At 33.2% G+C, this 13,943-nt stretch carries 18 protein-coding genes and 1 riboswitch; of the genes, 5 read left to right on the top strand and 13 right to left on the bottom strand.

Annotation, left to right across the window (positions count from 1 at the left end):
- Positions 1 to 12: 12 nt before the first annotated feature.
- From cysD to CPG45_RS11920, 12 genes are all read right to left on the bottom strand, one after another.
- The gene (cysD, locus tag CPG45_RS11970) at positions 13 to 813 is read right to left on the bottom strand and encodes a sulfate adenylyltransferase subunit CysD (protein ID WP_094046108.1); all 801 of its coding nucleotides are present in this window, start codon (positions 811 to 813) and stop codon (positions 13 to 15) included.
- Between the two features lie 73 nt (positions 814 to 886).
- Positions 887 to 2,113 (bottom strand): O-acetylhomoserine aminocarboxypropyltransferase/cysteine synthase family protein, encoded by a 1,227-nt coding sequence (locus tag CPG45_RS11965; protein ID WP_096232162.1) that lies wholly within the window; start codon positions 2,111 to 2,113, stop codon positions 887 to 889.
- Entirely contained in the window at positions 2,103 to 2,360 is a 258-nt protein-coding gene (locus CPG45_RS11960; RefSeq protein ID WP_013298066.1) for a sulfurtransferase TusA family protein, read from the bottom strand. Before CPG45_RS11960 ends, CPG45_RS11965 begins: the two co-directional genes overlap by 11 nt.
- 24 nt (positions 2,361 to 2,384) lie before the next feature.
- Positions 2,385 to 2,798 carry a M67 family metallopeptidase gene (locus CPG45_RS11955; protein ID WP_096232161.1) on the bottom strand — a complete coding sequence of 138 codons (414 nt, stop codon included), beginning with the start codon at positions 2,796 to 2,798 and terminating at the stop codon, positions 2,385 to 2,387.
- Positions 2,795 to 3,616, bottom strand: a complete 822-nt coding sequence (locus CPG45_RS11950) for a HesA/MoeB/ThiF family protein (protein WP_096232160.1) — start codon at positions 3,614 to 3,616, stop codon at positions 2,795 to 2,797. Before CPG45_RS11950 ends, CPG45_RS11955 begins: the two co-directional genes overlap by 4 nt.
- Positions 3,613 to 3,822, bottom strand: a complete 210-nt coding sequence (gene thiS, locus CPG45_RS11945; RefSeq protein WP_013298069.1) for a sulfur carrier protein ThiS — start codon at positions 3,820 to 3,822, stop codon at positions 3,613 to 3,615. The genes CPG45_RS11950 and thiS overlap by 4 nt, the downstream gene beginning before the upstream one ends.
- Before the next feature lie 11 nt (positions 3,823 to 3,833).
- Positions 3,834 to 4,706, bottom strand: coding sequence for a ferredoxin-like domain-containing protein (locus CPG45_RS11940; RefSeq protein ID WP_096232159.1), 873 nt, complete (start codon positions 4,704 to 4,706; stop codon positions 3,834 to 3,836).
- Positions 4,707 to 4,935: 229 nt separating this feature from the next.
- On the bottom strand, positions 4,936 to 5,868 hold the full coding sequence (cysK, locus tag CPG45_RS11935; RefSeq protein ID WP_096232158.1) for a cysteine synthase A: 933 nt from the start codon (positions 5,866 to 5,868) through the stop codon (positions 4,936 to 4,938).
- Between the two features lie 141 nt (positions 5,869 to 6,009).
- Complete coding sequence (locus tag CPG45_RS17925) at positions 6,010 to 6,126, bottom strand: LDCC motif putative metal-binding protein (protein WP_255405059.1); 117 nt, start codon at positions 6,124 to 6,126, stop codon at positions 6,010 to 6,012.
- A 28-nt stretch (positions 6,127 to 6,154) separates the two neighbouring features.
- Positions 6,155 to 6,379 (bottom strand): copper chaperone CopZ, encoded by a 225-nt coding sequence (copZ, locus tag CPG45_RS11930; protein ID WP_096232157.1) that lies wholly within the window; start codon positions 6,377 to 6,379, stop codon positions 6,155 to 6,157.
- A 213-nt stretch (positions 6,380 to 6,592) separates the two neighbouring features.
- Positions 6,593 to 6,874 carry a hypothetical protein gene (locus CPG45_RS11925; protein WP_096232156.1) on the bottom strand — a complete coding sequence of 94 codons (282 nt, stop codon included), beginning with the start codon at positions 6,872 to 6,874 and terminating at the stop codon, positions 6,593 to 6,595.
- Positions 6,871 to 8,058 carry a geranylgeranyl reductase family protein gene (locus CPG45_RS11920; RefSeq protein WP_096232155.1) on the bottom strand — a complete coding sequence of 396 codons (1,188 nt, stop codon included), beginning with the start codon at positions 8,056 to 8,058 and terminating at the stop codon, positions 6,871 to 6,873. Before CPG45_RS11920 ends, CPG45_RS11925 begins: the two co-directional genes overlap by 4 nt.
- A gap of 107 nt (positions 8,059 to 8,165) precedes the next feature.
- Here CPG45_RS11920 and CPG45_RS11915 point away from each other — a divergent pair, with 107 nt between their 5' ends.
- The 5 genes from CPG45_RS11915 (at position 8,166) to CPG45_RS11895 (ending at position 11,863) form a co-directional block, all read left to right on the top strand.
- On the top strand, positions 8,166 to 8,492 hold the full coding sequence (locus CPG45_RS11915; protein ID WP_096232154.1) for a YtrH family sporulation protein: 327 nt from the start codon (positions 8,166 to 8,168) through the stop codon (positions 8,490 to 8,492).
- Positions 8,489 to 8,932 (top strand): sporulation membrane protein YtrI, encoded by a 444-nt coding sequence (locus CPG45_RS11910; RefSeq protein ID WP_096232153.1) that lies wholly within the window; start codon positions 8,489 to 8,491, stop codon positions 8,930 to 8,932. Before CPG45_RS11915 ends, CPG45_RS11910 begins: the two co-directional genes overlap by 4 nt.
- Positions 8,933 to 8,946: 14 nt before the next feature.
- On the top strand, positions 8,947 to 9,153 hold the full coding sequence (locus CPG45_RS11905; protein WP_096232152.1) for a YgaP family membrane protein: 207 nt from the start codon (positions 8,947 to 8,949) through the stop codon (positions 9,151 to 9,153).
- Between the two features lie 72 nt (positions 9,154 to 9,225).
- Positions 9,226 to 9,334, top strand: a riboswitch (SAM riboswitch).
- A gap of 65 nt (positions 9,335 to 9,399) precedes the next feature.
- Complete coding sequence (metA, locus tag CPG45_RS11900; RefSeq protein WP_096232151.1) at positions 9,400 to 10,317, top strand: homoserine O-acetyltransferase MetA; 918 nt, start codon at positions 9,400 to 9,402, stop codon at positions 10,315 to 10,317.
- A gap of 190 nt (positions 10,318 to 10,507) precedes the next feature.
- The gene (locus tag CPG45_RS11895) at positions 10,508 to 11,863 is read left to right on the top strand and encodes an APC family permease (RefSeq protein ID WP_096232150.1); all 1,356 of its coding nucleotides are present in this window, start codon (positions 10,508 to 10,510) and stop codon (positions 11,861 to 11,863) included.
- Between the two features lie 130 nt (positions 11,864 to 11,993).
- Here the strand turns inward: CPG45_RS11895 and CPG45_RS11890 are convergent, their stop codons facing one another.
- Positions 11,994 to 13,937, bottom strand: a complete 1,944-nt coding sequence (locus CPG45_RS11890; protein ID WP_096232149.1) for an acyltransferase family protein — start codon at positions 13,935 to 13,937, stop codon at positions 11,994 to 11,996.
- Between the last annotated feature and the right edge of the window lie 6 nt (positions 13,938 to 13,943).

The raw sequence follows: 13,943 nt of genomic DNA, 5'->3' as shown, positions 1-13,943 counted from the left end.
TTTTTCCTCCTTTTACATATAACCATCTTTCCTCAGTTTTTGCATAGCATATGCGTCTTCTTTGTCCTGTGCTCTGCCAGCACGTTCATTTATATTTGTGTGCTTTAATTCCTCTATAATTTCATCAACTGTTGAGGCATTTGAATCTATTTGTCCTGTACATTGTGCACATCCAAGACTTCTATACCTTTTACCATTCTTTGCAAAATACAAATCCACAACCGGTATATTTTCCCTCTTTATATATTCCCAAATATCTAACTCAGTCCAGTTTAATATAGGATGTACCCTGATATGGTTACCTTTTGGAAAATCTGTCTTAAACTGATCCCAAAGCTCTGGAGGCTGGTTTGTGTAATTCCACTCAGACTCTTTATTTCGTTCACTAAAAATCCTTTCTTTTGATCTTGAACCTTCTTCATCCCTTCTCACACCTACAATCAATCCTTCAAATTTATATTTATCTATCACATGCTGCAATGCATCTGTTTTTAGTGCCTTACAGCAAACTAATCTGCCTTTTTCTGGACCCATGCCATTATTTATAGCATCCCAGTTTGTGTAGACGATAAGGTCGAGATTATACTCCTTTGCAATCTTATCTCTAAATCTTATCATTTCGGGTATTTTATATGTCGTATCTATATGAATAAAAGGAAACGGGCAATGTCCAAAAAAAGCTTTTTTCGCAAGCCACAACATTACTGTAGAATCTTTCCCAATCGACCACAACATACCGAGTTTACCAAAGCTTTTATAAGCTTCTCTTAATATGTATATACTTTGAGCTTCCAACATATCTAAATGATCCATATTAACACCTCACCGTAGCAATTTAATTATAAGTATGCATATCAAATTACTTATAATTTGCATAAAAATAAAATTATAGTCTATCAATAGCCTGCTTAAAATCTTCTTTTAAATCTTCTATATCTTCCAGCCCAACACAGATTCTTATTAAATCGTCAAACACTCCCATGAACTTTTTTTCCTCATCACTGCTTTCAGCTAAAATCGTAGATGATGGATGAATTATAAGCGTACGTGTATCACCTATATTCGTGATATTTGTTGCATACTTTAAAGAGTTAATCATTTTATAAGCTTTTTCTTTAGAACCTACACGAATTGTCAATATCGCACCAAATTTATCACCAAACTGTCTTTTTGCAATATCATGAAATGGGCTTTCTTTAAGCCCCGGATAGTTAACTGATAGTACTTTATCAAATTCCTTCAAAAAAACAGCTAATTCATAAGCATTCTGGCATAGCCTCTCCATCCTTATTCCAAGCGTTTCTAAATCCAAATTGTTAAGATATGCATTAAATGGAGACATACACGCACCAATATTTCTAAATAGGCCTTTTCTAAGCTTTGCTAGATAAGCAAATTGCCCATATTTTTCAAACTTTTTCAACATTGAATACTTATTAAAATCCCAATTAAATTTACCAGAATCGACTATAATTCCACCAATAGAATTCCCATGTCCATTTATAAATTTTGATGTTGAATGTATAACGATGTCTGCTCCCATTTCTATCGGTCGAATTAAATATGGAGTAGTTACAGTATTATCCACAATTAAAGGAATTTTATTTTCGTGTGCCAGAACTGAAAGACTTTTTATATCAGGAACATCTAATTTAGGATTTCCAATCGTTTCGATATAAATCAATTTTGTATTATTAGTTATAGATTCTTTAAAAGCGTCTATCGAATTATCTTTTGCAAATTTTACAGTAATGCCAAAGTTTTCGAAATCTTTAAATAGTTCATACGTCCCACCGAATATTCCTGAACTAGATAGTATTTCATCACCAGTCTTCAAGATATTTAAAATGGCTAAAGTTATAGCAGCCATTCCTGAGGAGCATGCAACTGCCCCTATTCCACTTTCCAGTGATGCAATCCTTCTTTCAAAAGCTTCAATAGTTGGGTTATTTATTCTCGTATATGTAAAGCCATATTCACTGCCTTTAAATATATTCTCCAGTTCCTCTGCTGAATGGCTAAACGATGTAGATTGATATATAGGCGTCAATGAGGCTCCAGTCTTTTCATCAGGTCCATAATTCAGATGTAATAGCTTTGTATTAAACCTCATTGACAAGGCCTCCCTTTTTAACAAATATCGTATAAGTTCCATCTCGGTTATTTATAACATTTAATATTTTATGTCCTTCATCTTTAAAGCTGGATGGTACATTCTTAATCGGCTCTCCTTCATTCATTCTTACTTCAAGGATTTGCCCATCTTCTAATTCTTCTATAGCCACCTTTGCTTTGACAAAAGTAATAGGGCATACTACATCAGTTATATCTATAAAACTGTCAGCTTTTATATCTTTCATGACTATACTTCCTTTCCAAAATTTTTAATCTTCAATTAAAATATCTTCTTCATAGCTATTCCCATCCTCAATTATGAAACTCTTTAAGACAGGGTTTTCTTTGTCCATCAGTGACAATATTAAATAGCTGAGTTTACTATCAAATGCCAATCTTTTGTCTTCTTCAGAAGGTCTTGCAGGTGATTGAGGATGACTGTGGAAATTCCCGATAAGCGTAAATTTGTTTTGTCTGAAATGCTTCAAAGCCTCAAATTGTTCTTTCGGATCCATTGAAAAGTGTTCAGGACTTCTATCTATATTAGTCAGTAAACGAACTTCCTTAACAAATTTCTTTTCACCATCTACTATTCCTGCAAGTAAGCCACATGCTTCAATAGGACTTTCTTTCTTTGCATGATTTAATATTTTTTCATAATCATTCCTTGACAGTATTATCATTTATGATCCTCCTTAAGATCGCACTGCGGCCCTGCATAATCTATCAACTCTTTTATTGAAGGATGGACACCACAAACTTGACAGCTCTTTCTCTTTGATATTTTTATTTTCCTGAATTCCATTTTTAACGCATCAAATGTCAATAAATAGCCTTTTAAAAGTTCACCAACTCCAAGTATATATTTTAATGCTTCTGTTGCCTGAATCGTACCAATTATCCCACCCATGACTCCAAGCACTCCTGCCTGTTTACATGTAGGAACGGCATCCTTCGGCGGCGGATCTTGAAAAACACATCTATAGCACGGTCCTTCACCAGGTACATATGTCATTGTTTGACCTTCAAATCTTATTATTCCGGCATGTGAGAAAGGTTTCTTTATAAGCACACAAGCATCATTTATTAAAAATTTTGCCGGGAAATTATCCGTACCATCAATTATAAAGTCGTAATCTTTATCATTTATGATATCAATTATGTTTTTAGAGCTTATCCATTCATGATATGTTATTACATTTACATCAGGATTCATCTCGTTGATTGTCTCTTTACCAGATATAACTTTATCTTTGCCAATGTCCTTTGTTCTATGAATTATTTGTCTTTGAAGGTTTGATAAATCCACCTTATCATAATCTACTAATCCTATAGTTCCAACACCTGCTGCCGCAAGGTACATAGCTGCTGGCGCTCCAAGGCCACCTGTCCCTACTATCAAAACCTTTGAATTTAATATTTTTTGCTGCCCATTTGCACCAACTTCTTTTAATATAATATGACGTGAATACCTTTCTAACTGTTCATTAGAAAAATTCATCTACTTCCTCCTCCCATGTAATAAAGGAATTCAACTGTATCTCCGTCTTTTACAATTATTTTATCAAAATCATCTCTTGACAATATTTCATCGTTAAGCTGAACCGTTACATATTCTTTCATTTTAACATTTAATACATCTAACAATTCCTTTACAGTATACTCTCTGTCAATTTTTTGATCATTGCCATTTACTTTGATATTCATAGTTACACTCCTCACTTTATATTTTCATCTTCTAAAATTTCTTTTTTGAAATTTTCAAGTCCAATTCTATTTATTGTGTCATAAAGCCTTTCTTTGCTGATCCCATTGCTTTTGTAAAAATTCATTGTTTTCTCAATAATGTTTGGTATTTTTTCTACATCAACAAGGTCTGCAATATGGTACCCAAAGTTGTACTTTTTGCCAAACTTGCCGCCCACAAAAACTGCTACGCCGTTTCTTTTTCTCTTCCATGCATCCATTGGGCACACTCTAATGCATGAACCGCAATAAATACATTTATCATCATCTCTTCTGGCTAAATTGTCTTTAATCATAATTGCTTTCACGTCACAGACATCTGCGCATAGTCCGCAACCTGTGCATAAATCCTCATTAAGTTCAGGCTCTACCTGCCCTTGAAATCCGATATCATTAAATTGAGGCTTCGTACAATTATTAGGGCAACCTGAAATTCCCATCTTAAATTTATGAGGGAAACCAGGTGTTGGAAAGAACTCGTCATCGAGTTTTTTTGCTAAACCTTGCGTATCAATTAATCCATATGGGCAAATAGTACCTTTGCAGGCTACAATCGGTCTTACTCTCGGTCCACAACCAGCCATTGCAAGTCCAATTCTCTCAACTTCTTCTTTTACCTCTTGTAATTTGGAATAGTGAACCCATGGAATCTCTATTCCGAGCCTTACTGTAAAGGTAACATATCCCCTACCGTATTTTTCAGCAAGTTCAGATACTTTTCTCATCTGTTCAGCGGTAATATTGCCGGCGACCACTCTTATTCTTATTGAGTAGTAATCTTTTTGCTTTTGTTTAATGAATCCACCATCTTTTAATGTCTTTACTAAATCATCACTTGAAATCATATTATCCCTTCCTTAAATTCATAGTAAACTGATATGAATTTGTGAATTTCTTTTGTATAATTTAACACATTGTTTAAGTAGTGTCAATCTTAATATTTTGTAATGCTTATAAAAATATTTTAACTCTTTGATTGAGTACAAGATATAATAATTAATATATAAAAAATTAGGGGCTTGAAATACAAAGCCCCTATAAATTACAAAACAAATTACGTTAAAGTTTTTTACACTAATCTTGGAATAATGTCGTTGATAGATACCTTTCACCTGTATCTGGTAACAGAGCTATTATTGTTTTGCCTTTGTTCTCTGGTCTTTTAGCGATTTGTGTTGCTGCAAATACAGCCGCACCTGACGAAATACCTACTAAAAGCCCTTCAGTCTTTGCAAGTGTCCTTGATGTCTCAAAAGCTTCATCATTTTTTACTTGAAAAACTTCATCAATTATATCTCTATTTAATACATCCGGTACAAAGCCTGCGCCGATACCCTGTATCTTATGGGGTCCTGGCTTCCCACCTGATAATACAGGTGAACCAAATGGCTCTACTGCAATAATCTTTACATCAGGTTTCCTCTGTTTTAAAACTTCACCTATACCTGTGATCGTACCACCGGTACCAACACCTGCGACAAATATATCAACTTCTCCATCTGTATCTCTCCATATTTCCTCAGCAGTAGTCTTCCTATGTATCTCCGGGTTTACCGGGTTTTTAAATTGCTGTGGTATAAATGAGTTTCCATACTCTTTTGCCAATTCTTCAGCTTTCTTTACAGCACCTGACATTCCTTCAGGACCTGGTGTTAATACAATTTCTGCCCCAAGTGCTTTAAGTAAATTTCTTCTTTCTACACTCATTGTTTCAGGCATTGTCAAGATTAACCTATATCTCTTTGCTGCTGCAACAAATGCCAAAGCAATACCTGTGTTACCACTGGTAGGTTCAATAATGACAGTATCTTTATTTATCAATCCTTTTTCTTCTGCATCTTTAATCATTGCATATCCTATTCTATCCTTTACACTGCTTAATGGATTGAAGTACTCTAATTTAGCAATTAGCTTAGCCTCCAGATTATTCTCTTTATTGTAGTTTGTTAATTCAAGTAATGGTGTATTTCCAATTAGATCTGTAAGGCTTTTTGCTATCTTTGACATTATATCCTCTCCTTTTTATATTCTAGTATTCCGCTATGAATTTATGTATTTATATTATATAGCAATTTAACATATTTGTAAATAATATTTTATCATTTTTATTATATATTTTATGTAAAAAAATAACCGCATCAGCGGCCACTATTTTTTAATTTTCTTATCATTATTTAATTTGCAGCAGTCGGGTACTTCACCTTTAAATGTTTCTTTATTTGCCTTTTCGAGCTTCTTTAAGAACTTTTCTACCCAATTAAACATATAGGATACGCCCCTTTAAAATTTATTGCTATACTTCATAGCCTACATCAACAATTGCTTTTTTCATATCATCTATAGTAACTTTTTTTGGATCATATGTCACAGTGACATTAGCCTTTTCAAGGTCGACCGTCGCTTTTGATACGCCGTCAAGCTCTTTTAATGCTTTTTCAACAGACATTTTACAATGGTTGCATGACATGCCTTTTACGTCTATTGTAGTTGTTTCACCTTTTGGTCCAAATAAACTCATAGCATAATCTCCTTTCATATACTTATTAGGGGTATCCCCTATACTAAGTTTAGTTTAATTATCTCCAAATGTCAATATATTATATCATCGACATTTGAATTATTATCTCCTACAAAAGACACAACTATTTTGTTAGGAAGACAGACTATATCCAACCTGTTTTGGAACATAAATATTTCGTCATAATTTTTATAACCCAAACCTCACCAGATTTTATCTCGGAATATACAAAATATGTTCCTTACCACCAAGAAACCTCTTTGTAAGATTTATTAATCTATTTGCCGCTTCTTCCAAATATTCTTTGCTTGTAGCCCTATTACCTTGAAGTATATAAAAGCAATTCTTTGTATCTAATGTAACTTTAGTTTTTTCCACCTGCCTTATTTCAAGCCTGCATATTATATCATTTGCATCGTCGACATAGGCATATTCACCAGCTTTTACTGGCTTTGGCTCATCTTGACCAATAGGGATATAATTTTCATCTTTCATATGTCTTCATATTGCATAGATGATTTAATCATACTTTTCGCTATCACCTTAGTTTTTGTCTTAGATTGCTTAAGATGGACAGCGTATAAAGGCACTTTTGTTTTAAAATTAATATAATTATCATCCCCCATTATTATATCTATAAAGTATGATAATACATTTGGAAAGAATCTAATTGCTTTTTGTATGAATGGCATATTGTTATAGGCAAATAATGATAATCTGTATGCCCATTTAATATCTGGTATAACTTCCTTTTTTATTCTTTCAGTATATTCGTCAAGTTCGCATTTTTTATTTAAATATTTATTAATAACATCATATGATATATTAGCCGTAAGTATTGCATTATATATACCTTCACCCGTAAATGGATCTGCAAGTCCTGTAGCATCACCTATTAAGATTATTTTGTCGCTATTATAGATTCCTTCATTACCATCTGGAAAAGATAATTGATGTCCATATACTTTAATTTCAGCGTTATTACCTATCATATTCTTTGTAAGTAAATTATTAAGCTTTTCCTTTATATCAGCTGATTTATTCAAAAAAGTTCCTACGCCAATAGATAGTCTGTCGCTTTTAGGAAATATCCAACCGTAGCCACATTTAATTACACTGAAATCAACTATTACTTCTCCCTTTTTTTCTTCAATATTTTCCTTTTCTGTGTATACCTCGGCTTCAAGTGCTATGCCCTTATTCCCATTTTTTAAATTAGCTTTATATGCAACATTGCTATTAATCCCATCCGCGCCTACCAAAACTTTTGCTTCATATTCACTTTTGTCGGTTTTTACAACAATGCCTTTATCAGTTTTATAAAAATCCAAAAATCTTTCATCATCATGTACTTTGCATCCACATTCAACGGCTTTATCGACAAGGTATTTGTCAAATTTAATTCTATCGATCTGATATATAATTGGTTTATCTGTCTTTAAACAAATAGATTTATTGTTATCAAATATAAATAAAATCTTATAAGTAATATCTTCAATATAATTTCTTATATCTAAATCTAACAATTTATAACATCTTGATGTTATGCCACCACCACAAGCCTTATACCTCGGCAAACTGTGCTTTTCTATTAATAATACTTTATAGCCATCTTTTGATAATTTTCTAGCCAGTGTTGAACCGGAAGGGCCACTGCCAATTATTATCGTATCATACATTTAATTCACCTCTATAATTATTATAATTGCAAAGTTGAGTAATTCAAATATGAATCATAATAGATATTTAAATATTTTTAATGCATATAAATATATGAGGTGGTTTTATGTTAATAAAAATAATAAGGGTCTTTTGCATCCCGTATTTCACATCACTTGGCGTTGTAATCGGTGGTACAATAATAGGATCTCTCTCATCTATATTTATATTTGAATCACCTGTTAAAATAATAAATTCTATATTAAAAGATATAAGGCTTTGGGGTATACTTGTCGGTCTTGGCGGTTCTTTTACAACAATAAGAGGTCTTGAAATAGGATTAAGCGGTGAATTTACACAACTTGCAAAACAAGGGTTAATACTCTTAGGTGCCTTTTTAGGGTCATTTACTGGGTTTAAAATCATATCTTTTTTAATAGGTGAAATCAAATGAAAAAATATGCTAAATCTTTTAGTGTTTTACTTATTGGTATAATCATTGGTGGTGCAATCGTTAATTTTATAAATGGTATATTAATAGAAAAAATCACTTTTGAAAAAGAATCATATAAAATGAATAATTTAATGTTACATGAAAAAATCGATAAATTAAATGAATCTTTAAAAAGTCAATCATATAAAGTAGTAACAGATATTACACCGCGTGTTAATAGCAGTAATAATAAAATTAAAATAGAAGTGGAAAAATACATAAAAAGCAAGCTTAAAGATGTATATGGAAAGCAAATCGATAAAGTCGATCCTGATTTAATTTTTAATATATTTGAAGGTCGTATTTTGTCGATAGAGAATAAAAAAATTATTCTAAAAGTAAAGTACATTATAATTAACACAAATATTGAGATATATGTAAATACACAAATTAAAGAGTAATTGGAGGGTTACAAATGTTACTTAAACAAAATGTTGGACCATATGATAGGGCAATAAGAATAGCAGCTGGCAGCGCTATTGCTGCATTAGGGCTTTTTAAGAGAAAAACACAGACAGGTAAACTCATGGGCATAATGGGCCTTTGTTGGGCAATGGAAGGTTTTTTAGGCCATTGCTTTTTCTACGATCTCGTTGGTATATCTACAAAAGATGAGACGTAGGCTTATATTTTTATTGACATAAAAGCATAACAAATATATAATTAATTTAATATTTTAAATTGATAATGAAATATCTCATCCAGAGTGGTGGAGGGACTGGCCCGATGAAACCCGGCAACCGTCAGCTTTTTCTGAAAATGGTGCTAATTCCAGCAAAGCAATTTGCTTTGGAAGATGAGAAGATGTGAATTTTCGCGCCTCTTCTCAAAGAGGCATTTTTAATGTATAAAACCGGAGGTGATAAAATTGCCAATAAAAATACCTGATAAACTACCTGCAATAAAAATTCTCGCAGACGAAAACATATTTGTTATGGGTGAAGAAAGAGCAATTCATCAGGACATACGCCCGCTTAAAATTGCAATACTTAATTTAATGCCAACAAAAAGTGTTACAGAAACGCAATTATTAAGATTATTGAGCAATAATCCACTGCAAATTGATATAGTATTGCTATATACGGCGTCACATAAATCAAAAAATACCTCACCAGAATACCTTAAAACATTTTATAAGACATTTGACGATGTCAACTGTGAAAAATTTGACGGCCTCATAATAACAGGTGCACCTGTCGAAACATTGGAATTTGAAGATGTCGATTATTGGCAAGAATTAAAAGAAATAATGGAGTGGAGTAAACATAATGTTTATTCGACATTTCATATATGTTGGGGTGCACAAGCAGGTTTGTATTACCATTACGGAATTCCCAAATACCCCTTAAAAGAGAAAATGTTTGGTGTTTTCTTACATCGGATTGTCAAAAAAAATGTCGATTTGCTTAGGGGTTTTGATGACGAATTCTATGCACCACATTCAAGGTACACCGAAGTACGAAAAGAAGATGTCGAATTGGTCAATGACCTCGATATACTTGCGGAATCAGATGAAGCAGGACTATATATAATAGGGTCAAAAGGTGGTAGACAAATATTTGTTACAGGCCATTCAGAATATGATCCATTGACACTTAAAGCAGAATATGAAAGAGATATAAAAAAGGGAATAGCTATCAATATACCCAAGCATTATTTCCCGGGAGATAACCCCGAGAGAGAACCTTTAGTTAAATGGAGAAGCCATGCAAATCTGCTTTTTTCTAATTGGCTTAATTATTATGTATATCAGGAAACTCCATATGACATCAATAGAATTAAATAAAAACTTACTGTTTTGTATTTTTATACATTATATAAATATGCTTTTTTATTTAAACTTACTTTGTAATGAAGGATTTACAACTTCATTCTTTGTTTGTAAGTACTAGTAAACGTTAATTTATTCATTGACTTTTTTAATCTAGTATGTTAATTTTATAATGTTAATATGTCAAAGAAAGGAATCATACATAATGGATAAATCGCAAAAGCTGAAAAAAGATATTGGTTTATTTATCGCAACAGCATTAGTTACGGGCAATATGATGGGTTCCGGTATATTTATGCTTCCGGCAACATTGGCATCAAAGTCCGGACCAGGATCAACAATACTCGCATGGTTAATTACAGGTATCGGTTCAATTTTTCTTGCACTTTCTTTCGCAAATCTCGGTTCAAGGATTCCAAAGGCAGGAGGGCCCTATGAGTATTCAAAGTTAGCCTTTGGGGATTTTATCGGTTTTATCAATGCATGGCTTTACTGGAATGGTTCATGGATAGGTAATGCCGCTGTCGTCATAGCTGTTGCTAGCTATTCGAGTGCATTATTCCCGATTTTATCGCAAAGTCATCTGGCAGCATTTTTATACACAAGTGCAATTTTATGGATTTTTACAATTATAAACATAATAGGTGTAAAAAGAGCAGGTTCGACACAAACAACAATTACAATATTTGAGATTTGCTTGTTCTTATTTTTTATTGTTGTTTCTGCTGTTCATTTTAAGCCAGGAAATATAATGCCTTTATTCCCGGCAGGAAAAGGTATTGGTACACTTTCGGCTGCTGCTACATCGACATTATGGGCATTTGTAGGACTTGAATCAGCTTCAATAACAGCAGAGGAAATTAAAAATCCTGAAAGAAATGTCAAATTAAGCACTATATTTGGCATATTGATAGCAGTAATAATGTACCTTGCAATTAACTTCTTTGCAATGGGTGCAATGCCACAATCAGAACTTGCCAAAAGTGCATCACCGATTGCGGACATATTGAAGCAATTTTTAGGCCGAAGTATAACAAATATTGTCATTATAGGTTCTGTCATAAGCGTACTTGGGACAACAGTAGGTTGGCTTCTTTCGACGGCTCGTGTTGCATATGCTGCAGGCAAAGACGGATTATTTCCGGAAATCTTTGCAGGAATACATCCTAAATATAAAACCCCACATATATCATTAATTGTCGGGTCTATTTTAGTTAACATATTGCTGTTCATGAATTATACAAAGTCGTTAGTATCTGCATTTACATTCATAATATTGCTTGCTACACTTTCTTTCTTACCAGTATATGCATTTACGGCTGCGGCCGAGATTATGCTTCTTATAAAAAGAGAAGAGAAAATAAATGTATTTAACTTCATAAAAAATTCTTTCGTACCGCTTCTTGGGTTTGTTTATGCAATCTGGACAATATATGGATCTGGTGCAGAGACGGTAATGTATGGATTTATAATGCTTATGTGTGGCATACCATTTTATATCTATATGAAACATAAAGATTCAGTTAAATTAAATGAGATTAGAAAAGTTTTAGAAAACTAAAGTTAAAGCCGCTTTTAATAGCGGCTTTTTCAAATGGTTATATTTTTTCTATATTTTTTACAGCTGTAAAAATAAGCTATATTTCTCTTCGTCTTATTATTACATATATCCTATATTTTGTCCCAATTGCCTATTTATTTTCATTTATGGTCTTTACTATAAGTGAAGCAAAATATCTTGCTCCAGATGGCTGTAGATGGACAGCATCCTTTGAGAAAAATGAATCATGTCCTGCACTAGCACTATACCAATCAACTATTGCTGTATGTGGATATTTTGAAGCTACTTTTGATAATGTAGCATTTACTATGCTTTCCCATGGTCGAGGAACACGTACATTCACTAATATTATCTGTTTAACTGGTTCCGCCGATTTAAGCAAAGATAGCAGCTGATCTTCTGTAAATGGGCCATTTGTACCAAGTTCGATTATCAATGTATTGCCTAATTCTCCCTTTGCTTTCAAGTTCTTTACGACATCCACTGCTTGGTACAGTTGCCGTCCAACTTTGCCATCAATAACAATACCTGGCAGTAATTCTTTTAAATATGGTTCGGTATCAATCAAAATAGAATCGCCAATAACTGTTATGCCTTTGCCATCTTGTGCTTTAACTTCTTGCTTACCTTCAATTACATTTATAGACTCATTATTTCCTCCATTATTGTTCTGTGAATCTGTTTTCCCACCATTATATGGATTAACTTTAACATCTCTTTTATTATCAGGTAGACTTGGCACAGTATGTGCTGTATTTTCATCAATATTTTTGCTTGCAACACTGGAAGTATTGCTCTGATTAATATGTATGGTTTTTCCTTTACCTAAAGCTGATGTAGTTGCAGCGGTAGGTGCTATTCCGGTCATTCCTATTATAAATACTCCAATAGTAAATACCGCTGTTAACATTATTACCCATGTTTTTATTGGTAATAAAGTCCACCTTTTCTTATTTTGTTTAAGTGACATAAGCTGGTGCCATATATTTTTAAGTGCACCGTGTCTTATAGGATCTTCTATATATTTCCATGATATGGCAGCTATTAGTATAATAAATACTACCTGAATTATAGCATGGACAACATTTATTCCATTGGTATTTACCAATGGGCTTGTCAAAATCAGTATGGGGAAGTACCAAAGATAAACACCATATGACCTTGCACCAAGCCATCTCAGTGGCAAACAACCTAATACTTTACCAAGTCGGCTTGCCGGATGTGCAACTGCTGCAATAGTTATTGCTGCAGCTATTGATAATATAAACATACCACCCCTATATAAGAATGTATCATATTGGTTTATAACAACAAACATTATAAAAATGGATAATAGTGAAATAGATCCAATCACATCAATAGCAAGTATAGCATGCTTTGATATATTGTTTGAAAGCTTCCCGCTTGGCCAAATTAATGCAAGTGTAGAACCTATTAATAATCCAAATGCACGGGTATCTGTACCGTAATAAACGCGGCTTGGGTCTAATCCAGGTTGGTATATCAAAGCCATTTCAATAGCAGATGCTATAGCGAGAAATATTGTTGTCCACAAAATAGTTGTTTTTTTCTTAATATATCTAAATCCGATTATAAATAAAAATGGCCAAACTACGTAAAATTGCCCTTCAACAGCCAGCGACCACAAATTGCCGAATGTAGAAGGCGGGCCAAACTTTGCGAAGTACGATACCTTGTGGAAAATAAGCCACCAATTGTTGATATATAAAATGCTTGTTAATGCATCGCCTTTTATTGAGGAAAGTCTTTCACTGTCAAACAGTGTCACCCAGCTAACAACTAATACTATCATTATAAAAAGAGCTGGAAATAAACGACGAGCTCTTCTTATCCAGAAATTCTTCAAATCTATCTTATTACTTTTTTCCCATTCAACTGTCAATAAATTTGTAATTAAATAACCTGATAACACGAAAAATATACTGACTCCAAGAAATCCACCTTGCATAAAGCTTAGATTCAAATGATATCCAATAACAGCAAGTACCGCTATTGCACGAAGCCCATCAAGCCCTGCCATATATCTACTGTTGCTATTTAGTGGCTTTGGCATCGAGAT

The organism is Thermoanaerobacterium sp. RBIITD, from assembly GCF_900205865.1.
Classification (GTDB): Bacteria; Bacillota; Thermoanaerobacteria; order Thermoanaerobacterales; family Thermoanaerobacteraceae; genus Thermoanaerobacterium.
Note: the sequence above shows the minus strand (reverse complement) of the source record. Positions and strands in the feature narration are given on the sequence as shown.

Bases quoted from the DNA above. Each gene is read 5' to 3' on its own strand.
- cysD (WP_094046108.1), bottom strand. From the start codon at position 813: ATGGATCATTTAGATATGTTGGAAGCTCAAAGTATATACATATTAAGA.
- CPG45_RS11965 (WP_096232162.1), bottom strand. From the start codon at position 2,113: ATGAGGTTTAATACAAAGCTATTACATCTGAATTATGGACCTGATGAA.
- CPG45_RS11960 (WP_013298066.1), bottom strand. From the start codon at position 2,360: ATGAAAGATATAAAAGCTGACAGTTTTATAGATATAACTGATGTAGTA.
- CPG45_RS11955 (WP_096232161.1), bottom strand. From the start codon at position 2,798: ATGATAATACTGTCAAGGAATGATTATGAAAAAATATTAAATCATGCA.
- CPG45_RS11950 (WP_096232160.1), bottom strand. From the start codon at position 3,616: ATGAATTTTTCTAATGAACAGTTAGAAAGGTATTCACGTCATATTATA.
- thiS (WP_013298069.1), bottom strand. From the start codon at position 3,822: ATGAATATCAAAGTAAATGGCAATGATCAAAAAATTGACAGAGAGTAT.
- CPG45_RS11940 (WP_096232159.1), bottom strand. From the start codon at position 4,706: ATGATTTCAAGTGATGATTTAGTAAAGACATTAAAAGATGGTGGATTC.
- cysK (WP_096232158.1), bottom strand. From the start codon at position 5,868: ATGTCAAAGATAGCAAAAAGCCTTACAGATCTAATTGGAAATACACCA.
- CPG45_RS17925 (WP_255405059.1), bottom strand. From the start codon at position 6,126: ATGTTTAATTGGGTAGAAAAGTTCTTAAAGAAGCTCGAAAAGGCAAAT.
- copZ (WP_096232157.1), bottom strand. From the start codon at position 6,379: ATGAGTTTATTTGGACCAAAAGGTGAAACAACTACAATAGACGTAAAA.
- CPG45_RS11925 (WP_096232156.1), bottom strand. From the start codon at position 6,874: ATGAAAGATGAAAATTATATCCCTATTGGTCAAGATGAGCCAAAGCCA.
- CPG45_RS11920 (WP_096232155.1), bottom strand. From the start codon at position 8,058: ATGTATGATACGATAATAATTGGCAGTGGCCCTTCCGGTTCAACACTG.
- CPG45_RS11915 (WP_096232154.1), top strand. From the start codon at position 8,166: ATGTTAATAAAAATAATAAGGGTCTTTTGCATCCCGTATTTCACATCA.
- CPG45_RS11910 (WP_096232153.1), top strand. From the start codon at position 8,489: ATGAAAAAATATGCTAAATCTTTTAGTGTTTTACTTATTGGTATAATC.
- CPG45_RS11905 (WP_096232152.1), top strand. From the start codon at position 8,947: ATGTTACTTAAACAAAATGTTGGACCATATGATAGGGCAATAAGAATA.
- CPG45_RS11895 (WP_096232150.1), top strand. From the start codon at position 10,508: ATGGATAAATCGCAAAAGCTGAAAAAAGATATTGGTTTATTTATCGCA.
- CPG45_RS11890 (WP_096232149.1), bottom strand. From the start codon at position 13,937: ATGCCAAAGCCACTAAATAGCAACAGTAGATATATGGCAGGGCTTGAT.